This is a genomic window from Novipirellula methanifontis (assembly GCF_052161655.1).
Taxonomy (GTDB): domain Bacteria; phylum Planctomycetota; class Planctomycetia; order Pirellulales; family Pirellulaceae; genus Novipirellula.
Window position 1 is genome coordinate 6,312,200 of record NZ_CP197418.1, and the last position, 24,191, is coordinate 6,336,390.

The window sequence follows — 24,191 nt, forward strand, 5'->3', positions numbered from 1 at the left end:
CTAGGAACCAGTGGTGGCGTTGTTCACGTTGCCTGATCGCCAACGCACTAACAGGCAGACTGCAGTGAGTGATAGGGCAGTCCAAAGGATCAGCAGAACATAGGTGGGAGTCCACGAAAGTGAGATTGATAGATTTTGTGGCAGGAATCTTGCGAGTAGGTCGAATGTCAGTATTCCGACCAGAAAGAACGCAGCCCCTGTAATCGCAGTAAGGCTTGCTCGGATTCTCCGCATTTTGCGCCAGACGATCGCGAGAAAAGCATGCGGCAACCAATAACAGGCACCGTGCGTGACCATCGTGAGAACATCCCTTGGGGCCGCGAGACATTCTTCAATTGCTTTCATCATTCCCAGCGTTGCACAGATTAAGGCAAGCCAGATGACGACAAAGCTAACTTCGAATAAAACGAAGTGTTTGAGTAAGAACCGCCACAGAGACGGACTCTCGGCGTGCGGTTGCCCTGCGGATTCATGGATCAGCGTGCCAGGAGCGTATGGATTTGCCATAGTGTATTCATTCGCTAACGATTTCACTCGCCTAAATATGTATCTGCGGTGGAGAAGTGTGGCGATTGGGGCGGTAGAAAAGTTGAATTGGCAATTGACAATTTTAACTTGAAAGTCGCGTTGCGCTTGATGACGAGCCTGGAAGCCTATCCCACATTTGGCGCTGGTGCGTCGGCGAGTTCGAAGGCCTCGACGACGGCACAACCGCATGAGTCGCTCCAGACATTGACCGAAGTGCGGCACATGTCCAGCACGCGGTCCACCGCCAAGATGATGCCTTGCATTTCAAGCGGTAATCCGACAGCGTTCAAGATGATCGCCATCATTACCAATCCAGCGTGTGGGATTCCTGCTGCTCCGACACTGGCCAACAATGCCGTTAACGCAACGACAATCTGTTCGCTCATTTCTAAATTGCGTTCAAAGTGCATCTGAGCAATGAACAGCACCGCGACCGCTTCATAAAGTGCCGTGCCGTCCATGTTGATCGTCGCCCCAAGCGGCAGCACAAACGAACCGGTGCGGTTGCTGATCCCGGCGCGTTCTTCGACGCTCGACATCGTTAACGGCAACGTTCCATTGCTGCTGGCACTACTGAACGCGGTCAACAACGCGGGTGACATCGCTTTGAAAAAGTCAACCGGACTCCGTTTGGCGACAAACTTCAGAATCAACGGCAAAGTGATCATCGAGTGGATTGAAAGCGCGACCGCCACTGCGACGACGTACCACGCCAGTGCCATAAAGACGCTGGTCCCCTGAGTCGCCGTGACCGCGGCAATCAAAAAGAAAACGCCGAGTGGTGCGAGTTTGATGATCGCCATCGTCATCGCCATCATCACGTCAAATCCGGCCTTCGCGGCGTCACCGATCCGCTCGGCCGTCTTGCCGCCGACCGAAATTGTGAACAGTGCAAATGCGATCGTGAACGCGATCACTGACAAGAAATTGGGCTCTACCACTGCGGCAAACGGATTCTTGGGGATCATCGCCTCTAACTGGGCGAACAATACGTTGATAAGCGATTCGGCTTGGTGAGCCTCGGGGTGCGCCCGAGCCACCACGTTATCTTTTAGTCCTGGGCGAACGACATTAACGACCAGCAGTCCCGTGATGATCGCCAACATGCTGGTGCAAACGTAATAGGTCAGCGTGCGACGAAACATTCGCCCGAGTCCTTTGGACGATCCCAGTCCCAACACTCCGGTCAACAGCGACGTGACAATCAGCGGGACAGCAACCATTTGCAACATTCGCAAAAACAGACCGCCGAAACGTTGCAGCCATCCGCCGACTTGTTTAGCCAGACTCATGCCATGCGCTTCGTAGATCGCAACGGCAACCGGGTCGACAGCGGCGAGTGTGTCGAGCGATCGGAAAACGCCGTCCTTAGGATCGACTGGATCGACCACGCGTTTGACTTGACTGCCTTTGTTATCGACATACTCGATCACCGTCGAGCCACTGGTATCGTGGATCGTGGCGGAATCGATCCCGCGAGGCAGCTGAGTTGCAGTGCCATCCTGACGAACCACCGTGGTCGTGCGAGTCGAGGCGGTGATGTTCAATGTGACGCCCAAGACCGTTCCAAAAATCATCCCGATCAGGAGCTGCCAATGAAGAGCAAGGCGAAACATAGCGATTTAATCCAATTCGTCTGTTGCGATGACGTACGCGGTAGCGTGGGTGCGGCAAGCCCCAAGGGAAACATGAACTTTATCAATACCGCGTTGCTCGGCCCATTGTGACGCGGCCCCCGAGAGTAACATGGTTGGCCCTTCGCCCACGTGGACGACGATTTCGATATCCGTCCAACGCACTCCTTGGTAACGGCATCGCATCGCTTTCATCGCGGCTTCTTTCGCGGCCCAACGCGTCGCAAACAGCTGAGTCGTGTTCGCGGTTTGAATACAATACTCGATTTCGTTAGCCGAGTAGACACGTTCCAGAAATTGTTCGCCGTGGGCTTCGATCATCTTGGCGATGCGAACACATTCGACAATTTCCGTTCCGAGGCCAAGGATAGCCATGAAGGTCCGTTGGGTAAAAATGAAAGAAGCGGTAACCGCGACGGTCTGTGTCGCATCGAATCGGTTTGCCACCAAGATGGATACCTGCCGCAGTCACCGCTCGATTTTACCGCACGCGACATCGCATCGCGCGAGAAAATGACGGCATCAAAATTATTTCGTGGTGAAATCCAACACGCGGACTTTATCCAGCACGGGCTTCAATACTTCCACGAACGCTGTGTGTTCAGGATGAGGCAAGTACTTCTCGCGTCCTGCATCGTCCGCGAACGTGACCATGAAACAATGCGTGAATCCATCGTCATGTTTTTCGGGACTGTTGTTGATTCCCCACTCGAATTCAGTGATCGAATCGATTTTAGAGGGCAGTTCCGCAAACGCTTGCTCGACTTTGGCAACGTCTTCCTTTGACGCATCATCTGCAAATTTGAAGAACACTGCATGCTTCAATTCGGTTTCATCATCGTCACCCTCTTCAACGTCGTCATCATCAGAGCCCCAATAATCGATCACGAAAACGTCCTTCATGTGCGGCCGTAGCGTATCGCCAAATTCTTTGTGAGCCGGGTGGGGCAGATATTTTGCACGACCTTCTTCGTTTGCAAACGACAACAGGAAACAATGGGTGAAGCCATCGTCGAGTCCTTCGGGACTGTTGTTCACACCCCATTGAAAATCGACGATCGAATCGATTTTTGACGGCAGTTGCTCGAACGCTTTTGCGACAGAGTCGATGTCCTCTGGAGAGGAGGTTTCTTTGAACGAGAAGAAAACGGCATGTCGCAGCACGCGTGATTCCTTAGTTGATTCGGATGCATCCGAAGAGGGCGAAGTCGTTGGGGTGGCCGTCGTTGTGGTTTCGTCGGCGGTGCAGCCCGAAACGAATGCAACACAGGAAACGGTTAACACTGCCAGCGATAAAAAACGATTGAAGTTTGTCATGGGGCTCAATGCGGGGGCGAAGCACTGCGACTCCGAAACGCAGAGCCGGCAATGTGGGGCAACCAAGACGTTCTGCGCTTCGGAGTTGCAGGACGTCGATGTCAATCGTAACGCTTCGGGCTGCCAGCTTCCATCCTTGACGAATCCCGGCTCAGGAATCAGAAAATGTGGGCACCCTCAACCTCTCCCTATCTGTTCCCTTATTTGATCGAGACGTGTCCGATGACCCAAAACATCAGCCAAAACAAAAATACATCGTTCGCGGATCGACTTGCCGAGGCCGTGCGACGGACCGGATCGGTCACTTGCGTCGGGCTGGATCCTCGTTTGGAGCAACTGCCAAGCTCGATCCAGCAGATTGCCAAAAACGGGACTGCGGATGCGAAAGCCGCCGCATACACGCAATTTTGCTACGAGATCATTGATGTCGTCAAAGACAAAGTGGCCTGCGTCAAACCTCAAGCCGCCTTCTTTGAACAGCTCGGCCCGGCTGGCATGGTCTCGCTCGGCCAAGTGATCCGTTACGCGTCGGACGCCGGATTGTTGGTGATCACCGATGGCAAACGCAACGATATCGGCAGCACTGCGACGGCGTACGCCCAGGCTTATCTGGGGGCTGGTGATTCTAGTCCTTGGGGCAGCGATTCGCTGACCGTCAGCCCCTATTTGGGGCGTGACTCGCTCGAGCCGTTTGTCGACGTCTGCGACGAGCGGGCTGCGGGCGTGTTTGTGCTGGTTAAGACATCTAACCCAGGTGGGGGGCTGCTGCAGGACCGCGTGACCGACGGGCAAACGATCTACGCTCGTGTGGCCGAATTGGTGCAGGAATTGAACCAAGGGCGGACCGGAGAGAGCGGATATGGGCCGATCGGAGCGGTAGTCGGAGCGACTTATCCCGAGCAATTGGCCGAGATGCGGGCCGCGATGCCAACCAGCTGGATCTTGATTCCAGGCTTTGGGGCCCAGGGCGGGACGGCAAACGACGTGCTGGCAGGATTTGACGACGCCGGAATGGGGGCCATCGTCAACAACTCGCGAAACCTGATTTTTGCCCATCGCCGCGACGAATTTTCGCAAAAATACGGCGAATCTCGCTGGCAAGATGCCGTTTCTGCGGCCACCGATGAGATGAATGCCGTCCTGGCAACACGAATTTCCTAGCAGGACTTTCGGAAATAAACGCGATTCGGTAAGCTTCGCGGTTCGATCAGGACCCTAAGGAAGTGTTCGATCGAACTGTTTGTTTACTAAATCACCCTACCTATCACTTGCGGATCACACATGGGTACCAAGATCAAGACCCACAAGGGCACCAAAAAGCGATTTCGCTTGTCAGCGACTGGCAAGGCAATGCATCGCTCCTCCGGCACAAGCCACTTGGCAAAAGGCCTCACTAAAAAGCGTCGTCGTAACCTGCGTGGAACGACATCGCTCGATAGCGTAATGGAACCAACGATTCACGCAGCCCTGAACGGCTACAGCAACTAAGCACGAAAGCACTGACCGCTTTCACGTTTAAAACCTCACTCCCATTTTTTAAAACACCCCAAAGTCGAACCGTATCCATCTGACTAGGCGAAACACCCTCAGCATTGAACTGACGGGGGCCTGAAGCCAGAAAGGCGACGAAAAGCTCGAACAACCAATATCGCAACGACGATATTCTCGAGCATTCGATCCAACCATTAGGAAGTAAAAGCAATGCGTACCACTAAAGGTTCAGCACGTCGGCAATCTAAAAAACGTCTGTTTAAACGAGCCAAAGGTTTCCGCGGCGGCCGCGGTAAACTGATTCGAAGCGTCAAGGAGACATTGCTTCGGGCTGGTGTGTATGCCTTCCGCGATCGTCGCGTCCGCAAGCGTGACTTTCGCCGCCTATGGATCGTTCGTGTCAATGCAGCGGCTCGTCAGCACGGTATTCGCTACAGCCAATTCATCTACGGTCTGAAGAAGGCTGGTATCCAATTGGATCGTAAGATGCTTTCGGAAATGGCGATCCACGACAAAGCTGGCTTCAAAGAAGTCTGCGACAAGGTCAAAGAAGCTCTCGCGGCCTAAGCCTCGGGTATCTTTCCCTGTTTAGGGGTAAACCAATACGACCCAGAGTCGCGTTTAACGCACTCTGGGTTTATTTTTTGGTGGCTTGCTGCCAAACCATCGTCCTTGATTTCTCGCTCCTTCCCACCACCTGACTTAGTGTCTTGGCATCATGTCCCTCGATAAATTCATCAGCACGCTCGACCAACTTGAAAAAGACGCTCTCGATTCGTTCGAGGCCGCCGCAGATGCCGACGCCGTCGAAGAGACTCGAGTGCGTTTTTTAGGTGCCAAAAAGGGAGCACTTAAAGACGTCCAGAAAATGATGGGCGGTATCGATCCGAGCGATCGCAAGTCGGCCGGTATGCGTTTGAACGCATTCAAGTCAAAGGTGCAAGAATCGTTCGAGGCATCGCAATCCCGTTTGGGCGGCGGCGAGGCGTCTGGCATCGATCCAACATTCGATGCGACGTTGCCAGGCATCCGGCCCAACGTCGGGCACATCCACCCGATTACTCAAACCATTAATCACTTGATGGAGATCATGGGGCGAATGGGATTCGAGGCCGCCGAAGGGCCCGAGGTCGAAGATCCTTGGCACAACTTCGTCGCGCTGAACATCCCCGAAGATCATCCGGCTCGCGATCCGCTGGACAACTTCTATCTGGCGACTGCTTCGGCAACGCAAGCCGGCAGCGAAGGATCGCAGTTGTTGCGAAGCCAAACCAGCACGGTGCAAATTCGCGTGATGGAACAGCACGAACCGCCGATCCGCGTGATCTCGCTAGGCCGTGTCTATCGTCCTGACGCACCGGACGCCACGCACTATCCGATGTTCCATCAAATGGAAGGGTTGTACGTTGACCAGCATGTCACGATGGCCAATCTGAAAACCGTGCTTCGCGTGTTTGCGACCAACTATCTCGGCGGAGATGTTCAGATTCGTTTCCGGCCTTCGTTCTTTCCGTTCACCGAACCGAGCGTCGAGGTCGATTTCTTGTGGAACGGTAATTGGATCGAATTTGGTGGTGCCGGAATGGTCGATCCCGCAGTCTTTGAAGCGGTCGGCTACGACCCGGAAAAGGTAAGCGGATTCGCGTTTGGTCTCGGCGTCGAGCGACTGTGCATGCGTCGTCACGGGATCACGGATATCCGTGACCTGTACAGCGGCGACCTGCGATTCCTAAGGCAGTTCTAAGCGGACGATAGGCTGTCGTCTGGATTAGAGTTTGTTAGCGCAAATCCAATACAATCCACTTCCGTAGTGGATCTTGCTAAAGATCCTTCCACCCTAGGTAGGAATCATTGAATGGAATCCCAATATCCGTTTGAGCTTGCGCCGTCCGGTTGCAGCGAGTAAAACGTTCGAATTCCACCGGGCGGCTTGCGTCGCACCACTATCGAAGACCCGAAACTCTTCGCGAGTTTCGCTACTCGATGTCTTTCGCTACCCCATGTACAGCGACCGGCAAGACGGATGCTAGACCTGCACTCGCTCGCGATCGCGGACGCCTAACAAGTATAGGACGGCGTCGAGGCCAAGGTTGGATACCGCGTGTCCTGCTTCTTGACGGACAATCGGTTTGGCATGAAACGCGATGCCCAATCCGGCTCGGTTTAGCATCGGCAAATCGTTCGCACCGTCACCCACCGCGATGATTTGGCGTCGATTGATTCCTTCGCTTGATGCAATCTGCTCGAGCAACTCTGCTTTGCGTTGTCCGTTGACAATCGGATCAAGCACCTTGCCTGTTAGTTTGCCGTCGATGATCTCAAGTTCGTTGGCGTGCACATAATTGAAACCGAGTCGATCGCGGAGCATGTTTCCAAAGTAGCTAAAGCCACCCGAGAGAATCGCGGTTCGGTATCCGAGTTCACGCAAATTCAGCAACAACGCTTCGGCGCCCTCGGTCAACTGCAATCGCTCGGCGACTCGCTGGAGCGAGGATTCGGGAAGCCCTTCTAGGGTCGCGACGCGGCGGCGAAGCGAAGTGTCAAAGTCCAGCTCGCCTCGCATTGCACTTTCGGTAATCGCAGCGACCTCTTCACCACAGCCCGCCTCTTTGGCCAATTCATCGATCACTTCGGCTTGAATTAGCGTCGAATCCATATCGAACGCCACCAGCCGTCGCGATCTTCGGTAGGCATCGTCTTTTTGCCAGGCGATGTCGATCGCCAATTCGCGGCTGAGGTCCATGTAACGGGCCTGCATCCGCGGTTTATCGTGCGGCTCGCCGCGAAGCCAAAATTCGACACACGCGCGGCGAAGAGTTTCGGGGTTTTCGAGCCGCTGAGGGCGGCCGGACAGCCGGTGGATCACATCGATGTTCAGCCCTTCTTCTGTGATGATCTTCGTCACTGCGGCGATATGAGATGCTTCGATCGATCGCGCAAGCAGCGTCAGGATGTATCGCGGCTTTCCTTGGCGATCGACCCAGTTGTCGTAATCGGCGTCGCCGATGGCTCGGATTTTTACTCGCAGATCAAGCGATTCGGCCATCGTGTTAATAGGCCGCTCGACTTCGACCCCGTTGCCAACGCGGATCATCATCCCCAACAGCAGTGATCGGTGGATCACCGCTTGGTTGATATCCAACACCTCGGCACCGAGTTCCGCCAGCGTTCTGGTCAGCTCGGAGGTCAATCCGATACGGTCTTCGCCGGTGAATCGCAGTAAAAAGATGTTGCCCATTGTTGGCTCTCCAATCGGCCATTTTTCGTTTGAGCGGTTCGCCGGGCACTGCCCGAAAAGAAGGGGGCCCGAAAAGAAAGACGAAAGCATAGACCGATCCGGCACCTCGATGAAGGGTGGGCACAGCGAGTGAAGTGTGATCCCAAGACACGGTATGGCTGCGATAGCGGGATGCCGCATTCACGAATTTATCGAAGAAACACGCACAAGGCTTGGTGACGCTGAATTTGCCCGTCGCTTTCTCTAAAACACCACGCTTTCTCTAACACCACGAGCCCCACCCAGAGCTGGCTACCGCCATCTCTGACCTCCCCAAAGGGGAGGTGAAACGCGTTCCACAGCGACCTTCGCTCCGCCGTCAAGCTGCACGGCCGCAAAGGAGATTGCTGATTTAGTTGGCCGTCTTGGCGCTAGCCACGGTTTCGTCAACCATCCAACCGGGGCTAGCGCCCAAACGGCTAACTCAAGAAACGGCTAACCGATTTAGCAGTCATCATTGCATTGGGGGGATTATCCTCACGCAGGGTCCCGCTAATGAGGATCGGCACAGGGGCTGCGGCAAAATAACGGCGGGAATCCCGAGAAAGTCGGTAGCCAATTCGCCATTTCTTGGGTTTAATTCACCTGTCGCTGCGAAAATTCATGCTGGCTTAGCTTCCCCCCCGCCCATTTGTTTGTGCACTCTATGCAACTTCCTGTCGTTTCTGATACGCCTTCCCCTCTGCAAAACCGTCCGATGGGCGACGATTCGAACAAGCGCGGCCGCTATGCGGTCATCAGCCTCGGTTGTCCCAAGAACCTTGTCGATACCGAGCAAATGCTGGGGCGGCTCGACGAAGATGGTTACGCGATGGTCGACTCGGTCGAGAATGCGGACTTTGTCGTCGTCAATACTTGCGGGTTCATCGATTCGGCGCGTGAAGAGTCGCTCGGGGCAATCGACGAGATGTTGGCGCTGAAGCGGCAAGGAAAAATTCGCAACGTTGTCGTGACGGGTTGTCTGGCCGAACGCCAGCAAGGAAAACTGCTTGAGGCGCGACCTGAAATTGATGCGATGATCGGCGTCTTCGGCCGCAACGAGATCGTGTCGGTCATCGATCGTTTGCAGTCCGGTATCGAAGAGCAGCAGAAGGTTTTCCGCCCTGCCCCGATCAATCCACTCAGCGATGGGGTGCGAAGTGCGGTCACGCCACGGCACTTTGCCTATCTGAAAATCAGCGAAGGCTGCGACCGACTCTGTACGTTCTGTGCGATCCCAAAGATGCGGGGCAAGCACTACAGCAAGCCGATGGAACAAGTCATTGACGAAGCTAAGCGACTCGGCGACAGCGGCGTCAAAGAAATCGTCGTCGTTGCTCAAGACACGACCTATTACGGCAAAGACCTTTACGGCACTCCGCGTTTGACGGAATTGTTGACCGAGTTGGACAAGATCGATTCGGTCGAGTGGATCCGGCTGATGTATTTCTATCCGATGTACATCGACGACGCGCTGATCGACACCTTGGCGGGTGCCAAGCGAGTGCTGCCGTACATCGACATGCCGCTGCAACACGCTAGCGACACGATGCTTCGCCGCATGGCTCGAAAAACCACTCGTTCGCTGCAAGAAGAAATCCTCGGCAAATTGCGTTCGCGAATCGACAACCTTGTGATGCGAACCACGATGATCGCGGGATTCCCTGGTGAAACCGACGAAGATTTTGCCGAGCTGATCGATTTCGCCGAGCAGCAACGATTTGAACATCTCGGCGTGTTTACCTACTCGGTCGAAGAGGACACGCCGGCGGCCAAGCTGCCTAACCGAGTGCCAAAAGAAGTGGCGGAGCGTCGGCAAGGCGAGTTGATGGCAGTCCAGCAAAAAATCGCGTTCGAATGGGTGCAAAGCCGAATTGGCACGATTGACGACGTCATCATCGATGCGCCGCTTCCGGAGCAAGAAGGCGTTTGGATCGGCCGCACACGTAGCGAAGCACCGGATATTGACGGAATCGTCTACGTATCCCCGTCGGACGACAGCGAATCGATCCAAGTCGGTGATATCAAGAAGTGCGAGATCGTCGCATCGGACGGTTACGATTTGATCGCCGCATCGCTCGGCGAATAATCGAGATGGTTTTTGGATCGCCGCGCAGCGATTTCACGGCTGCAGGCTCTGAGTCAATAGACCGCCTCTAAGTGGTTTCCAGCCCGCAATGCATCAAGCTGACGCGTGGTTCGAAAATAGGGCCACTTCGCATTTGGGCGTGATCTGTTAGTCTTGGGACTTATTACGGCACGATCAATGAGCACGAATTTGGCAATGACTCCAGCGACATCCACGTCGATCTACAATGTTCCCAATGCGTTGACTTCTGCGCGGTTCTTGTTGGCGATTGCCGTCGTGGTTCTAATTCCGATGGGCTATTTCGCCTCTGCCATGGTGGTGTTTTTGATCGCCGCATCGACTGATTGGATGGATGGCTACTGGGCTCGGAAATACGGGCAAGTCACAAAGCTGGGACGTATCTTCGATCCGTTTGTGGACAAGATCATCATCTGTGGATCCTTCATCGCCTTGGTTGAACAAGCGGGATCAGGAATCGCATCCTGGATGGCGACGGTGGTGGTCGGTCGCGAGCTGCTGGTGACAAGTTTGCGAGGAATCATCGAAGGCAGCGGTGGCGATTTTTCAGCCAGTTGGCTGGGCAAATGGAAGATGGTTTTGCAGTGTGCGGCGATCGTTGCGTCCTTGTTGTGCTTGATGAGCACCCCGGTAGAAGCTTGGCTTTTGACCACGGCGACGATTCTGATTTGGTTGTCGATCGCTTTGACCGTCTATTCAGGTTACGACTACACGATGGCTGCCGCTCGAGTCATGCGTGGTGAGCAGGACGCCTCGTAACGGAACCACGACATGCAATTTGTTGACGCGGTGTTTGCCAGTACGATCTTGATGATCGTCCTTGGATGCATCCTTTTATGGGGCAAGACGCTGCAGCGTGTATGGCGGTCGGGGCGACCTTGGACTGACGCCATCTTGCCGGCGGAGACGCGTGAGCGGCCTTTCTGGACCGTCGCCGATGCGATGTTGATGTTCGGATTGAGCTTGGTGCTGACGTTGTTGACGGCCAAGCTTTTTGTTGCGATGGGCCAGATTCGTCCGACCACCGAGGGGACGCCACTCAGTTCCGATTTGCTGTTGGCTGGATTGTCAGCCCAGTCCGTCGGCGGCTTGATCGCCTTTGCGGGCACTCTCGCTTTTCTGCGGCTGATTCGATCCGATGCGGCAGAACGATTGGGATTGCTTTGGAAAGCACAGGACGTTGGTGTTGGGTTGAAGGCGTCGCTGATGCTGATTCCTCCAACGCTATTGATTGCGCATTTTGCGTCGCTGCTTGTGGAGTACAAGCACCCGGTGCTGGACGTGATGAAACAGTCGCCGACACCGGTGTTTTTCATCGTGTTGTTTATTGGGACCGCGCTCGTTGCACCGTGGATCGAAGAGTTTCTGTTTCGGGTTCTGTTGCAAGGCGGTTTGCAGGCGTTTGCCGACCGGCCTGCCGAGACCGATGTGCAAGAGGATCCCGAAGACAAAGATGCGGTGGAACATTGGCAGCCCAAGAGCCTGTGGCCGATGTTTGCCACCAGTCTAATCTTCGCACTGATGCACGGTAATCAAGGTGCTGCGGCGATTCCGTTGTTCTTCTTCTCCGTCGGCCTTGGCTTCCTGTATCGCCAAACCGGACGGATCACGCCGTCGTTGGTTGTACACGTCGTGTTAAATGGTTTCACGATGAGCGCCGAGATCCTGCGTTTGTGGTTCACAGAAACTCCCGCTTAAAACATCGCGGTTGATTGCTCCGCGATCTTACGCGATTTCTGGTTCCCAGGCTCCTGCCTGGTAACCCACCGCCTTGCAGACTCGCGCCTGCCTTGAGTGGATGAGGCAGGAGCCTCGGGTGCAGTGCGTTCCCAGGCGAGAGCCAGGGAACGAGGGGGCGACGCTATCTACCACTCTGACGCAATCACTTCGTGACCGTTTCGCGTCGATAGATCTTGATAGGTGTTGTAGTTCATGCTGTAGGTGGCAAAGCGAACGCTTCCGTCAGCAAACGTCAGGTAGCAGCCGCCCTCGTGCCTGCTCCAGTAGTGTTGCAGGTGCAAGTAGTATTCGTTGCGATTGTGGTTGCCCAACAGCAAACCCATCTTGGATGAAATGTAGTGTTCGCATTCGTTGCCGCCACAGATCGGCCAGCCCCAACCGAGGTCATCGGGCATGGTTCGCTCGCCAAACAGAATCGTGGTGCTCGAACCATCTAGGATGTCGCGGAACCGCTTTTGACTCTCGTTATAGAACATGCCGTTGCCGTCATTGAATCCGACTCCGTTTGGAATGCCGCCGCATGCCTGATAGGTATTGTTAATGTCGTCATCAAAGCTGCCGGCGTTGCCCAGGTAATTGATCGGGCTCAAGACGCCGCAGTCGCCCGAGAGCGGCAGCGGGCCGAGCGGGCCGCTCAGCAGCGATGAGCCTGAACTGGGGTCGCTTGGGCACATCAGCATCGCGATCGGTTTTGAAGATGGATCGTTGCCGCCACGAGCTTGCAAGTCTTTGATATGGTCGCCGCAGTGAGCTTGGGTGAAATCGATCGATTCATAACCCGCTGACTGTTCCATGAACGGCAACACTTGCGAGACCATTCCCCACGAATAACCGTTCGGTCCTGAAACAATGCTTCCGGAAGGGAACGTATTGAACGCGGAATGGTAATTGTGAAGCGAAAGTGCGAACTGTTTCGAGTTGTTGGAACAGCTCATCCGACGCGCCGCCGCACGTGCCGATTGCACCGCTGGCAATAGCAAACCGACTAACACCCCGATGATCGCGATCACCACCAGCAGTTCGACGAGCGTAAACGCGTTTCGACGTGATCGGAAAACAGTCATAACAGTTTTGTAAAGTTGAGTTCTCTGCTGACTTAGTCTTGCGTGGACAACGCAAAGTTCTTGACGCTCTCGTCGTCTTGCGGCACCACAAATTCCAGCTCCCAGGTACGTTTGGCACTTTGGGGGGCAGTCGGAACGCGGTTTCTTCTAGGCGAAGTTGCTTTCGCATCCGATCGTCGTTTGGGATCGACCAGCGGTCCCTCCGTGATCGTCTGATCATTGTCCGCAGGTGAACCGCTGCTGGGTTTGCTAGCAACCGCGGGCGGTGCATCGAAGCTGATCACGACTTGGTACGCTCCAGTATATGGCCCATTTGATTTGTCGAAGCGATATTGTCCGTCGGCAATTAAAGACGTTGCGGCGGGTCCAGAAGTTCCGCGGGCGGGGAGAAAGCTGATCGATCCGTTCGGCGCAGGATTGCCATCGACCGCAATTTGCCCACTCACCGCTTTTCGCAGTGGTGAAGTAGCCTGGCCACATCCGGTAATCAAAATGATGGCAGTTGCGAGGACACGCAGTGGCGTCGATTTTGGCAACGATGGAATCAACAAGGAGAGTCTCTCAACTTGGCAGGAGCGGCGACCAGTATTCGGAGATAACGTTGTCGCAATTGTACACCGGCTCGCTGTATAGGTAGCGGCCACCTTCGGCAAACCAGCAGGAAGCGGGCCGAGCCGACGCTACAGATCCTTTAATCGGCGCACGGCTTCGCGAGCCCGTTTGAGAAACTCGGTTTTGGGCTCACCCGCTTCGAGAAAGATCGGCGGTCCAATCGTAATGCAGCTCAACAGCGGCACTGGCAGGAATTCACCGCGCGGCAGAATTCGGTTGACGTTGTCGATGTAAACCGGCACAAGTTCAAGGTCAGGCCGCTTCTTGCCCATGTAGTACAGGCCGCTTTTGAAGGTGCCCATTTCGTCGTCGCTCGAAGATCGCCCGCCTTCCGGGAACACGATCAGCGAATAGACGTCACCCATTTGGCGAATCATCGAATCGATCGGGCTCTGATGCACCTTGATCTCTTTGCGGTCGATCAGCATCGCGTTGAACGCTTTGGCCATGTGGGGTTTGACCCAGCCGCCGGACCAGTAATCTTTGGCTGCCACGGGCCGTGTGACCGCTCGCACTTCGCGCGGCAGAGCGGACCATAACACGACGGCGTCGAGATGGCTGGTGTGGTTAGCGAAATAGATGCGTTGGCAGGTGTCCGGTTGGCAGTCGACCCACCGCACCGTGAAACCACTGAACATCTTCGCTAACAGAACGATTACATGACTGGTGATTGCCATGGCAAGAAGTTTACTTGCCCGACCCGTAAACGCCCAGCGGTCAAGCAGTATTAAGCTGCTGCGGAAATCGCCAGCCTATGCGGCGCGGTAGAGGTGATCGCGTGTTGGCGGCATGCCCGAAAGTCCCTTGGTGGCCCGTTTGGTTCCGACGACTTGGTACAGTTTGATCGAGCCGTTGGTAAAACCGCCCGAAGCGCCTGCCAGGTAGGCGACCCATAGCCGGTAGCGTTCGGCACCGACCAGCTCGATCGCCTTTTCCTTGTTTGCCGATAAGTTTTGGCACCAGAATTTGGTGGTCAATGCGTAGTGTTCACGCCAAGATTCAACATCGTGAACCTCGAAGCCGCTGTTTTCCATAAAGTCCGTCGTCATGCCGACTGGCGTTAGTTCGGACCCAGGGAAAATGTATTTGAGCAAAAATTTTCGCTCGGGTCGGATTTTGCGTGCCGAACGTGCCGTTGGCTTCGCCCGCCGCGCGATTGCATGGTTCAGCATGACCCCGCGATCATGAAGCATCGAATTGATCTTGGCAAAGTATCGCGGGTAATTCGCAATTCCGATGTGCTCGGACATGCCGATGCTGCTGATCTTGTCGTACATGCCGTTGTGGTCGGCATAGTCACAGATCTCGACACTGACCTGGTCGGTCAGTCCAAGTTGTTCGATTTTTGCTTTGGTATGTTCGTATTGCTCATTGGAGAGTGTGATGCCGTGCGACTTTGCCCCGTAGTGCTGGGCCGCGTGGCAAATCAGGCCACCCCAGCCGCAACCGATGTCCAACATTTTGTCACTAGGTTGCAAACGCAGTTTGCGGCAAATCATATCCAGCTTGTCGTGCTGAGCTTGATCCAGCGAGTTGTTCCAATCGCGAAAATAACCGCAGGTGTATTGCATTTCTTTGCCAAGAAACAGCTTGTAAAACTCGTTTCCGACATCGTAGTGAAACTGAATGTAGTCGCTGTTTTTGCGTTTGGCTTCGTTGCGACCGATGCTATCTTCGCTGAAACCTTGTTGCAGATCACCAATCTTGGTTTTGGCAAAGATGAAGGGCAGCGTACGCTTCACTACCATCGTTTTGCTGATTTTTTTCAAGTGCTGGCGATTCGCACGTGTTGTCTTCAGGGCTTCTGAAAATTCGATCAGATCGCCCCCTTCGAATTCGATATGTCCGGTGGCATACAAGCGGACGAGCGTTTCCAGCGTGGGCCATCGCAGCAACGTTCCAATCACCCCAGGGCCTGAGATTGAAATGCAAAGGTTGCTGTCGACATTTGTGCCCAGCGGTACGACTTCGCCGTTCCATAATTTCACCGAGACGTTCATGTCCAACGGCTCGGCGACCTCGTGAAGAATTTGTTTGATCGATTGGATCTGCGTTTCCGCTGAAAAGGGAAGTCCCATTGTTGAATTCTCCGGGCGAGTCTTGGTCAGGGAAAGCGTGGTTGGCGATTTGTACTTTGTGACTTTTAGCAGGGTTCGAAAAAACGAGTTAGACCAATCTGAATGAGGGGCGATACGAAAAGGATTAAGGCCAATGTTCTAACTGCCGCAAATCTATTTTCCCCAAAGGTGGGGCCGAACCGCTAACGGCGGATTGACCACCATTGGGGGGTGTGGTATCTTGGTTTAAATTCAGATTGATCCAATAAACCGGATGGAGTGTGAAGACTCCTTGTCGCAAATGACCACGAGAGAGTCGGTATCGTTAGACGTTTGCATCCTGCTGCTGGGGCTTGGGTTTTCGGTAATTGAGCTGTGGGGCATCTATCCGATTGGATTTTATGCCCCAATCGTGCTTGTGGTAGCAATCGCCTCGAGACGATCGACGTTCATTTTTGGCTTGGCCAATTCAATCGCGTTTGTGACAATCGGTGCGGCCTTGGTGATGCGAGGATTCGATCCGCACGTATCAGGCCGTTCTTATCTCGCCTTTGCTTGCGTTGTGGTGCTGTTTCTATTTCGCAGCTGGGATCTTTCCAATGCTCACAAGACGCAACACGCAAGCAAGTCGGACCGCCCTTATAAAAATGTGGCAGTGAAGATCGGATCGTCCTCGGCAGAATTCGAGAAGTTGGTCGGCGAACCGTCGTCCAATGGAGACGTCGCGAAGAAAGAACGGTCGAAACGTTCCAGCGCCGACGATCCTTCCAAAACCAAAGTGATTTCCAAGTCGTTGTTAGAGCGACTCGTGCTTGAGCGACTGAGGTGTAGCGAGCGTTTTTCGCGTTCACAGTTGGCATTGGTCGAAAAAGAAATTGCCGAAGCGATGGCACACGATTCACAGATGGATTGGTCGATCAACGGATTGCCTCGTGGAGCTGAGATTGGTGACTACTGTATCGACGGACTGCTCAGCGAAGGTGGAGCGGGGCAAGTCTATCGAGCCACACCTCTCAGCGGAGGCGACTTTGTGGCGGTCAAAGTGCTCCGCGACATTCACCTCAGCGAGCGGTTTCGTCGCGAGATGGAATTGGTGGGAAAGCTAGCTCATCCCAATATCGTGGTCGCATACGAAGTCGGCGAGCATGACGGGATGCTGTATATCGTGATGGAACAGCTCGCCGGTCCCGATCTGAGCGTCTACGTTCGTTTAAACGGGCCCTTGTCATGGCAAGAGTCGGTCGAGGTGATTTTGCAGGCAGCTCGGGCGCTTGAACATGCACATCAACGCGGACTTGTGCATCGCGATGTGAAGCCAGGGAATTTGGTGCGTGACGGGGATCAGCGGATCAAGGTGACCGATCTCGGGTTGGCGGTGCTGACGGCGGATCGCGACGTGAAAAAAGTCCAGGATTTCCGCACGGGGATCGAGATGGTCGCAGGAACGCTCGACTTTATGGCACCCGAACAGGCGCGTTCGCTGTCGTCTGCCACGGCGTTATCCGATATCTATAGTCTTGGCGCTACATGGTTTTACTTGTTGACTGGGCGCTCGCGAGTTCGTGGGGAATCCATGAATGAGAAATTGACCAGCTTGTTGGTCGACAAGACGCTCGAGAAGCTTCCGACCGAGAACTTGCCCGCTGCGTTGCCGCCCATTTTTGAACGGATCGTTGCTTACCGTCCCGAGGATCGGTATCAGTCGATGACCGAAGTGATCGCGGCACTCGAGTCGGTGCGTCCGTCCGATGCGAGTGCGCCGGCGAAACATGCGGTCGAAGTTTTGGTGGTTGAGGACAATCAGGACGATTTGTTTCTGACCGTTGAAATGCTGCGACGGATGAACAAGTCGATCAATGTCCACAAGGCATTTACACTTGAGCATGCGATCCAAGAAAGTCGGTTACACAAATCGCTAGACCTTGTTCTATTGGATTTGCAGTTGCCCGATAGTAGTGGTGTCGAAACGGTCCAGCAATTCCGAGCGGCGGCTCCTGACATTCCGATTGTTGTTTTAACGGGCCAGGAAGATGTGCAGGTTGGGCGTGAATGCATCGAAGCAGGAGCGGACAACTTTGCTTCAAAAAACGACCTAAACGCGGCATTCCTCGAGCGTTTGATCTTCATCACCCTCAGCCGCTGCGATCGACACGATCTGCCGTAACGAAAACTCTCGAATCGAATCGCAGTGCTGCTTCTGAATTGTCGAGATCGGCTGGATCGGCTATCGTTGCGGTTAAATCCGAAGCCGTGATGGTGATTGCGACGCAATCGCCTGAATGACAGATTGAGTGAGTCGAACGCACTAGCGTCGGGCCGCCGATCGATAGAACGTGAGCAACAATCGGCCCGCGGCTGCCGCCGTCGGCTCACAAATGCGTGTACCGCCGTCGGCTCACAAATACAAGAAAAACGAAATTAGGGAACAATCGAATGAGCGGCGTGCCGCTTTGATCGAGTGTCCCCCCCAGTGATAGTTTGGAGATTGCAATGTTTGGAAAATGGGTTGAAATCGAATTTGATTGTTTACCACTTCGCACCGTCACACGGATCGATGCGCCGCTGGACGCTTCGCCGGTTTACGAGCAATTTGTGTTGCGAGTGAAGGATGCATTGCAACGACACGGCGCCCACAACACTTATTACTTGCATCGTGGTGTTTGTCGTTACCATCTGACCAACGATCCGTTGATCGGGATGCTCGAATTTTCTTTCGAAGGCACCGTGATGACTGGCGAAAAAGACGTCAAAACAAAAGCACTGGAGATCAGCGTCGAGCTGAAGCGAGAAACGTGCGAATGGCTGACCGAGCCGATGGTCACAAGCTTTGCCGAAAGTGTGCAGCAAGCGTTGATGGTCGAGTTCGACCGCTATATCGAAGCTGGCGACCTGAGGAAAACCGAAGAGCGAATCAAAGCCATTCAAGAACAAAATGAATCCGATGGCGGATTCATTGGCATGTACTTGTAAATCACGGGGACGTCAAATCAACCACTGTCGCCCCACCCCCCGTAGTGGATCTTGTTAATGTTGTGAGCCGCGACGCGTAAGCGGCCAGGGCCTACGCGAAACCCGGTGCCTTACGGCCCACGGCTCACCATTACAACCTGAAATTCGATTGAATCGACAGGCCGTCACAGATCCGTGACGCCAATGAATTGCTTCGCGGCCATGTGAATTACGTCGCGGCGACGTGCGAAACGGCTGCATAGCCGATCACATCGTTGTGCTTTCGGCAGTAGTCAAGAATCGATGCGTAAACGGACTTGTCTTCGCTGCGGCCAGCGATCTCCAGTAGCAGCGGAACGATTCGTTGCGATGGGACCGCGTCGGGAACCAAGCTTACCGCCGCCTCGATCGCTTCGCCTTGGCGTCCCAATCGATCCAACAGCTCCACGTAGGTCTCGATTGCGGCGGTGCCATGTTGAGTTGGGTCGACGCTCTTGGCTTTTCGCTCGAACACCTTTAATCCCGCTTCGACATTCTCACCGAGCAGTACTTGGTAATAGGCCGAATAGGCAGGGTAAAAATCGACGAACGGCTCTTCGCCCGGGTACTGGAATTGGTGATCCAACCGGCGGCCGTACTGTGCTAATTCCCAAGCCTTTCGCAATTGACTCGGCTCCGTCAGCACAGCAGCGATGCGAACGGTCGAAGCAAGATGCGTCGTGTCCAGATGATAGCCGCCTTCGTTTAGGATCCACTTTCGTTTTTCGATCATCTCGAAAAGCGTTTCGGACTCGTCCGCCGGAGCTTCGCGTCGCGCGATATCGCCACGCACCAGGACGACAAGTTCGTGATACAGGTGATCCAGCAAGCAAGAGGCGGCGGCACGTCGGTCGTCTTTGCTTCGTTGCTGCAGTGCTTGTTCGAACAGTGTGATGCTGTTGCAAGTTCCTTGATGGTCGATGACCGCTTGATAGCCTCGTGCAATGTCCACTCCCTCGTGCAGTAGCACTTGGATCATCGCATCGTAGTTGTCATCCGTGACGGGAATATCTGCCATCAGCTTGCGAGCCAATTCGAGATCGCCGGTCGGACGCAAATACATCCAGCCCTCCGCGACTTTGCCGTCTTCGATCAACATCACGCCCGCTTCGCGGCAGGCATCTAGCAAACCGGTTTCCAGTTGTCGCTCGACTTCCTCCGCCTTCGGTTTTTCTGCTTCACTGCTCAGAACCGGCAGCCCCAAACGATGACGGACCTGCATCTTGAGAGCTTCGAACAGCTCCATTGGTTGTCGGTTCTCGCGAAAGTAGGCAACCATCTGCTCAATCATTTCGCCTGGCTGGGAGCGTTTTTCGTCGAGACGGCTAAAGATTTCAGGGGAGGTCATAGGGTTCGATCGCGGCGGTGCGGAAGGCGTACGGCAAGATGAGGGACAACAAGCATTCATCCCTCGTTTCGGGACGCATCTTAACGAATTCCACGCCATGACGGCAGGGATTGAGGCCCGCTTGAGCAAACGATCACCGGGAAAGCCGACATCACCCGCATATTCTCCTCGTCGTGACGGTTTAATATCCCATCTTCGGTGCCTCAAGTCGTTATTTGGTAGTCACTTAGGACGCGTGTCTAGCCACTGAGGGCGGGATGCTTCATATTGAACATGCAGTCGTTTCAATTTTTACGGATTCACTTTGGAAGGCGAATTTGATGATACGAACCCATGATGATCCCGACTCTTCGCTGCCAGCAGATGTGATTGCCGAATTGCGTGAGGCCAAGGAAACGCTTGAGCATCATGGTCTGGCCGATCGCTTGACCGAGTTAATGGGAACGCCGATTACCGCCTCGATGAAAATGCTGCCGAGTGTTGCCGAGAATGCGATTCACGGGGCGATCGACAAATCGCTTGCTGCCGCAATGGATGTGGCGCTGCGAACGCTCGGCCACGACACCAAGGAAGGCAAGCCGAAGCTGCTAACGCACAAATTGTTAGCTGGGATTTCGGGAGCCGCCGGTGGCGCTTTCGGAATGACCACCGTCGCGATCGAATTGCCGGTCTCGACCGTCTTGATCTTGCGGAGCATCGCGGACATCGCTCGCAGCCAAGGCGAAGATTTGACGGACGTCCGTACTCGTTTGGCATGTTTGGAAGTGTTTGCCATCGACGGTGGCGACTCGGACGTCGACGATAACACCGAAGTGGGCTACTTTGCCGTGCGCGCAGCGATGTCAAAACAGGTAGCCGATGCATCCAAATACGTGCTGAAGTTCGGCGTCTCGGATACCGCTGCCCCGCCGCTGGTGAAATTAATGGGGATGATCGCCAAGCGTTTTGGAGTGGTGGTGAGTGAAAAAATCGCGGCACAAGCGATCCCCGTTATCGGAGCGGTCGGTGGCGCGCTGATCAACAGTTATTTCATTGACCACTATCAAGACCTCGCCCGTGCCCACTTTACCATTCGCCGACTTGAACGCGACTATGGCGAGTCCGAGATCCAAGCAGCCTATTTAAGCTTGTAAGTTCCCCAACCCATTTGAATCACCGAATCCGCGTCAGCATTATTCGTCTTCGGGATCGCCGACATCGACCTTAGACCAGTCGACATGGCCCTGGTCCTCTTCGATTTCGGCGAGTGCTTTTCGAGCCTGTACAAGATCTTCGTGGCGAACAAGGACATCGATATGCCCCGGAGTCTCGGTGCGAAAGCCTGCGGTAAAGCCGCCTGTCGCGGTGGCTTTAATGTCGCGTGATTGCAGAGCGGCAATGATCACAGCCGCTTCCACGTCGTCCGCAACGCTAATAAGCACTTCAGGATTTTGGTGATCAGTCATCGGAGCAACTCCAAGGAGAGGGGTGATGTATCCGAAGGTTCGCAAAGTGACTCTTCGCCCGGAACACGACTCTGCCAAGCCACTCTTAAATTGTATCAGAGGGTGAATAGAGCTGCCAAAGTATGCGATTCCCACCCACAAACTTTGTGCAAAAACAATGCGATGTGTAAAAACAAGGTCACTGTGGCGTATCAGGTTTGACGCAACAATTTAAATCCCGATGACGGGCCAAACACAACCTTGTAAAAACGGTCGGTGGAACAGCAGAGGCAACGGCAACAACACCCAGGTCGCCGTCCACAAGCGGCCGGCCAAGGGAGATTCTAGAAACGTGAGTCTTCGCTCAAACAAAATCCCGACTGCGTGTATTGCAAAGTAAAGCATGGGAAGCCCAAACCCTGCACCTACCGGAACACTAATCGCCAATTCATGCAGCAATCCGGAGAACAGAAATGCTCCGATCGTGGCGATCATCGTCACTCGCCGCGGTCGTCCCGGTAGTTGTTTCAAAGGCCGATAAACGGCTAACGCTGTCATTTCGGAAAAGGCAATGTTCCAGCGACGACCCCAAAACTCAGTCAGTGATCGCGATCGCAGCGGTGCTCGGAAAAGCAACACGCATCGAATGCCAACATAACGCCAAGCTCCCGTCAAAAGACTGAAGAAACCAAAATGTACCCCCAGGCTCAGACCTAGTAACAGCAATGCGGTCGCAGTCCACAATCGATAGATATCGATTCTAGCGGACTCTTGCGAAACATCATGTACGAGCCACCATGCAGTAAACACCAAGACGGCTCCAGCACTTCCATTTCGCAATCCCCGCCAGATTGGGTTTTGCCAGTCGGGGAGAGGCTTTGCTGAAACTTTCCGGAACAATTCCGCTCGCATGCCAAACCAGCCAACACAGAATCCAAGCCATTGCCAATACGACAATTCACAGTCGCCACGCTGGCGTGACTCGCCGTAAACGACGGTTTTCATTGACCACAGCAAGGTGACAATGATCAACAACATCCGCGTTCCCGCAGGCTCTTCGGCACTCATTCTTTCAACAAATAGAACCGACAGCACTGCAAAACTCCACGTGATTGTTCTACCCATTGCAATGCGGGGAATGGCCGCAATCCAATACCCAACGATGGGAACCAAGCTAATGAAAACGATCAGTTCAAAAAACCGTGTGGGATTGGCGACCGAGTAGCCTGTCAAACCGATGCTCCCGATAGATTCGTGTATGCGGCCCATCCATAAACGATCGTCAAGCAGACAAATAAACCATCAAGCATGACTTCGCCCAACGCATATCGAAGACCCTGTGGTGCATCGCTGCGATCAAACCACGCGAATTGGATGACCACGCGAACCAGCCAATAGACAAAGATATAGATCGTGATCGCGGTTGCCAAAAATGACTGGTCAATCAAGCTCGTCGGGGAAATCACTGACAGCAGAGCAAAGCTGAGGTTGGTTCCCCAGATGTATCCCGCGTAGGTCCAGAAAACTTGACGCGTCAATGGTCTTAGCCGTGCCGTGTCCTCGGTCCAATTCAAAACGTACGGGATCGCGAGACTCATGATGACGAGAATCAGTTGTCCGACTCCAGCGTAAAAAATCAGCGTTTCTATCATCATGAATCTCCTCAGCTTGTGTCGCACTTTACGAACCGCAATCGTGCCGTCATCGCAACCTGTCAATAGGGGGAATCCCTGCTAATAGTGAGAAGCTGGGGGACTGGAACTCGGACACTGCCACGTTAGAATGCCGACATGGAAGTCATCACATTGCAATCGGGAAGCAACGGAAATTGCGTCTACGTCGAGGCCGACGGAGTCCAATTGCTATTTGATGCGGGAATTAGTGGGACGCAGGCCGAAAAACGGCTCGCCGCACACGGCAAAGACATCCGCGACATCGACGCGTTGATCATTTCGCACGAACACAGCGATCATGTGCGTTGCATGGGCGTGTTTCAGCGAAAGTTTGGTCTGCCCATTCATGTGTCGACCCCGACGATGCAGGCGACACAAAAGAAAGCGAAGATCGGCCGAGTCGATGATGTGCACCACTTTGACTCTGGCAGCACGCTAGCCTTCGGCCGCGTTCGTGTCGAAACGCTTTGCACGCCGCATGACGCCTGCGACAGTGTTGCCTTTGTCGTCGACGATGGCTCGAGCCGCTTGGGGATTTTAACCGACATCGGTCATGTCGATTGTGATTTGGATCATGTCGTGGGGACGTTGGACGCCGTGATCTTGGAAAGCAACTATGACCCCGAAATGCTGCACAACGGCCCCTATCCCGAGCAGCTAAAGAATCGTATTCGCGGCTCGCGAGGCCATTTGTCAAACGAAGAATGCGCCGACCTGTTGAACCGAAAAGCAAGTTCGCGATTGCAATGGGCATGTCTCGGTCATTTGTCCGAGCACAACAACCGTCCCGATCTGGTTCTGCAAACGCATCGCAAAATGATCAAACGTAATTTGCGACTGCATGTTGCGGATCGCTACAACGCCGGCGCGGTGATGAGTGTCGCAGCGAATCGAACTCAACAGACGTTTTGGGAAACGTCCGGGAATCCGCTGAAGCCGCGATAAAGAATTC

Annotated in this window: 24 protein-coding genes; 11 read left to right on the forward strand and 13 right to left on the reverse strand. The window is 54.2% G+C overall.

Going from position 1 to position 24,191, the window contains the following annotated elements; translation table 11 throughout:
* The 4 genes from SH528x_RS22730 to SH528x_RS22745 all read right to left on the reverse strand — a co-directional run bounded on the left by SH528x_RS22730 (position 1) and on the right by SH528x_RS22745 (position 3,479).
* Positions 1 to 507, reverse strand: a complete 507-nt coding sequence (locus tag SH528x_RS22730; RefSeq protein WP_442505742.1) for a hypothetical protein — start codon at positions 505 to 507, stop codon at positions 1 to 3.
* Positions 508 to 653: 146 nt separating this feature from the next.
* Positions 654 to 2,144, reverse strand: coding sequence for a dicarboxylate/amino acid:cation symporter (locus tag SH528x_RS22735; RefSeq protein WP_442505743.1), 1,491 nt, complete (start codon positions 2,142 to 2,144; stop codon positions 654 to 656).
* A gap of 6 nt (positions 2,145 to 2,150) precedes the next feature.
* The gene (gene acpS, locus SH528x_RS22740) at positions 2,151 to 2,537 is read right to left on the reverse strand and encodes a holo-ACP synthase (protein WP_442505744.1); all 387 of its coding nucleotides are present in this window, start codon (positions 2,535 to 2,537) and stop codon (positions 2,151 to 2,153) included.
* A gap of 153 nt (positions 2,538 to 2,690) precedes the next feature.
* Positions 2,691 to 3,479 (reverse strand): Dabb family protein, encoded by a 789-nt coding sequence (locus SH528x_RS22745; RefSeq protein ID WP_442505745.1) that lies wholly within the window; start codon positions 3,477 to 3,479, stop codon positions 2,691 to 2,693.
* Positions 3,480 to 3,701: 222 nt separating this feature from the next.
* Between SH528x_RS22745 and pyrF the strand changes: the two genes are divergently transcribed.
* The 4 genes from pyrF to pheS all read left to right on the forward strand — a co-directional run bounded on the left by pyrF (position 3,702) and on the right by pheS (position 6,714).
* Positions 3,702 to 4,640: an orotidine-5'-phosphate decarboxylase gene (gene pyrF, locus SH528x_RS22750; RefSeq protein ID WP_442512162.1), complete on the forward strand. Its 939-nt coding sequence runs from the start codon at positions 3,702 to 3,704 to the stop codon at positions 4,638 to 4,640.
* Between the two features lie 120 nt (positions 4,641 to 4,760).
* Positions 4,761 to 4,967: a 50S ribosomal protein L35 gene (gene rpmI, locus SH528x_RS22755; RefSeq protein WP_339946387.1), complete on the forward strand. Its 207-nt coding sequence runs from the start codon at positions 4,761 to 4,763 to the stop codon at positions 4,965 to 4,967.
* 213 nt (positions 4,968 to 5,180) lie between these two features.
* A complete protein-coding gene (gene rplT / locus SH528x_RS22760; RefSeq protein ID WP_442505746.1) occupies positions 5,181 to 5,537 on the forward strand; it encodes a 50S ribosomal protein L20 in 357 nt (118 codons plus the stop codon).
* 151 nt (positions 5,538 to 5,688) lie between these two features.
* On the forward strand, positions 5,689 to 6,714 hold the full coding sequence (gene pheS / locus SH528x_RS22765) for a phenylalanine--tRNA ligase subunit alpha (RefSeq protein WP_442505747.1): 1,026 nt from the start codon (positions 5,689 to 5,691) through the stop codon (positions 6,712 to 6,714).
* 282 nt (positions 6,715 to 6,996) lie between these two features.
* Here the strand turns inward: pheS and serB are convergent, their stop codons facing one another.
* Complete coding sequence (serB, locus tag SH528x_RS22770; RefSeq protein ID WP_442505748.1) at positions 6,997 to 8,208, reverse strand: phosphoserine phosphatase SerB; 1,212 nt, start codon at positions 8,206 to 8,208, stop codon at positions 6,997 to 6,999.
* A gap of 685 nt (positions 8,209 to 8,893) precedes the next feature.
* Between serB and rimO the strand changes: the two genes are divergently transcribed.
* The 3 genes from rimO (at position 8,894) to SH528x_RS22785 (ending at position 12,031) form a co-directional block, all read left to right on the forward strand.
* Entirely contained in the window at positions 8,894 to 10,315 is a 1,422-nt protein-coding gene (gene rimO / locus SH528x_RS22775; protein ID WP_442505749.1) for a 30S ribosomal protein S12 methylthiotransferase RimO, read from the forward strand.
* Between the two features lie 177 nt (positions 10,316 to 10,492).
* The gene (gene pgsA, locus SH528x_RS22780; protein ID WP_442505750.1) at positions 10,493 to 11,092 is read left to right on the forward strand and encodes a CDP-diacylglycerol--glycerol-3-phosphate 3-phosphatidyltransferase; all 600 of its coding nucleotides are present in this window, start codon (positions 10,493 to 10,495) and stop codon (positions 11,090 to 11,092) included.
* Positions 11,093 to 11,104: 12 nt separating this feature from the next.
* Positions 11,105 to 12,031, forward strand: coding sequence for a CPBP family intramembrane glutamic endopeptidase (locus SH528x_RS22785; RefSeq protein WP_442505751.1), 927 nt, complete (start codon positions 11,105 to 11,107; stop codon positions 12,029 to 12,031).
* Between the two features lie 167 nt (positions 12,032 to 12,198).
* Here the strand turns inward: SH528x_RS22785 and SH528x_RS22790 are convergent, their stop codons facing one another.
* The 4 genes from SH528x_RS22790 to SH528x_RS22805 form a co-directional block, all read right to left on the reverse strand.
* Positions 12,199 to 13,137: a DUF1559 family PulG-like putative transporter gene (locus SH528x_RS22790; RefSeq protein WP_442505752.1), complete on the reverse strand. Its 939-nt coding sequence runs from the start codon at positions 13,135 to 13,137 to the stop codon at positions 12,199 to 12,201.
* A 32-nt stretch (positions 13,138 to 13,169) separates the two neighbouring features.
* Positions 13,170 to 13,688 (reverse strand): hypothetical protein, encoded by a 519-nt coding sequence (locus SH528x_RS22795; protein WP_442505753.1) that lies wholly within the window; start codon positions 13,686 to 13,688, stop codon positions 13,170 to 13,172.
* Positions 13,689 to 13,817: 129 nt separating this feature from the next.
* The gene (locus tag SH528x_RS22800; RefSeq protein ID WP_442505754.1) at positions 13,818 to 14,426 is read right to left on the reverse strand and encodes a lysophospholipid acyltransferase family protein; all 609 of its coding nucleotides are present in this window, start codon (positions 14,424 to 14,426) and stop codon (positions 13,818 to 13,820) included.
* A 75-nt stretch (positions 14,427 to 14,501) separates the two neighbouring features.
* A complete protein-coding gene (locus tag SH528x_RS22805; protein ID WP_442505755.1) occupies positions 14,502 to 15,827 on the reverse strand; it encodes a class I SAM-dependent methyltransferase in 1,326 nt (441 codons plus the stop codon).
* A 280-nt stretch (positions 15,828 to 16,107) separates the two neighbouring features.
* On the opposite strand from SH528x_RS22805, the gene SH528x_RS22810 reads away from it, so the two are divergent.
* A complete protein-coding gene (locus SH528x_RS22810) occupies positions 16,108 to 17,970 on the forward strand; it encodes a protein kinase domain-containing protein (protein WP_442505756.1) in 1,863 nt (620 codons plus the stop codon).
* 326 nt (positions 17,971 to 18,296) lie between these two features.
* Positions 18,297 to 18,776, forward strand: coding sequence for a hypothetical protein (locus SH528x_RS22815; protein WP_442505757.1), 480 nt, complete (start codon positions 18,297 to 18,299; stop codon positions 18,774 to 18,776).
* A 208-nt stretch (positions 18,777 to 18,984) separates the two neighbouring features.
* Here SH528x_RS22815 and SH528x_RS22820 read toward each other — a convergent pair whose 3' ends face one another.
* Positions 18,985 to 20,142, reverse strand: coding sequence for a hypothetical protein (locus tag SH528x_RS22820; protein ID WP_442505758.1), 1,158 nt, complete (start codon positions 20,140 to 20,142; stop codon positions 18,985 to 18,987).
* Positions 20,143 to 20,462: 320 nt separating this feature from the next.
* On the opposite strand from SH528x_RS22820, the gene SH528x_RS22825 reads away from it, so the two are divergent.
* On the forward strand, positions 20,463 to 21,275 hold the full coding sequence (locus tag SH528x_RS22825; protein ID WP_442505759.1) for an EcsC family protein: 813 nt from the start codon (positions 20,463 to 20,465) through the stop codon (positions 21,273 to 21,275).
* Between the two features lie 39 nt (positions 21,276 to 21,314).
* Here SH528x_RS22825 and SH528x_RS22830 read toward each other — a convergent pair whose 3' ends face one another.
* The 3 genes from SH528x_RS22830 to SH528x_RS22840 form a co-directional block, all read right to left on the reverse strand.
* The gene (locus SH528x_RS22830) at positions 21,315 to 21,587 is read right to left on the reverse strand and encodes a hypothetical protein (protein WP_442505760.1); all 273 of its coding nucleotides are present in this window, start codon (positions 21,585 to 21,587) and stop codon (positions 21,315 to 21,317) included.
* A gap of 210 nt (positions 21,588 to 21,797) precedes the next feature.
* A complete protein-coding gene (locus tag SH528x_RS22835; RefSeq protein WP_442505761.1) occupies positions 21,798 to 22,634 on the reverse strand; it encodes a wax synthase family protein in 837 nt (278 codons plus the stop codon).
* A 161-nt stretch (positions 22,635 to 22,795) separates the two neighbouring features.
* The gene (locus SH528x_RS22840; RefSeq protein WP_442505762.1) at positions 22,796 to 23,221 is read right to left on the reverse strand and encodes a hypothetical protein; all 426 of its coding nucleotides are present in this window, start codon (positions 23,219 to 23,221) and stop codon (positions 22,796 to 22,798) included.
* Positions 23,222 to 23,356: 135 nt separating this feature from the next.
* Between SH528x_RS22840 and SH528x_RS22845 the strand changes: the two genes are divergently transcribed.
* Positions 23,357 to 24,184, forward strand: coding sequence for an MBL fold metallo-hydrolase (locus tag SH528x_RS22845; RefSeq protein ID WP_442505763.1), 828 nt, complete (start codon positions 23,357 to 23,359; stop codon positions 24,182 to 24,184).
* Positions 24,185 to 24,191: the final 7 nt, after the last annotated feature.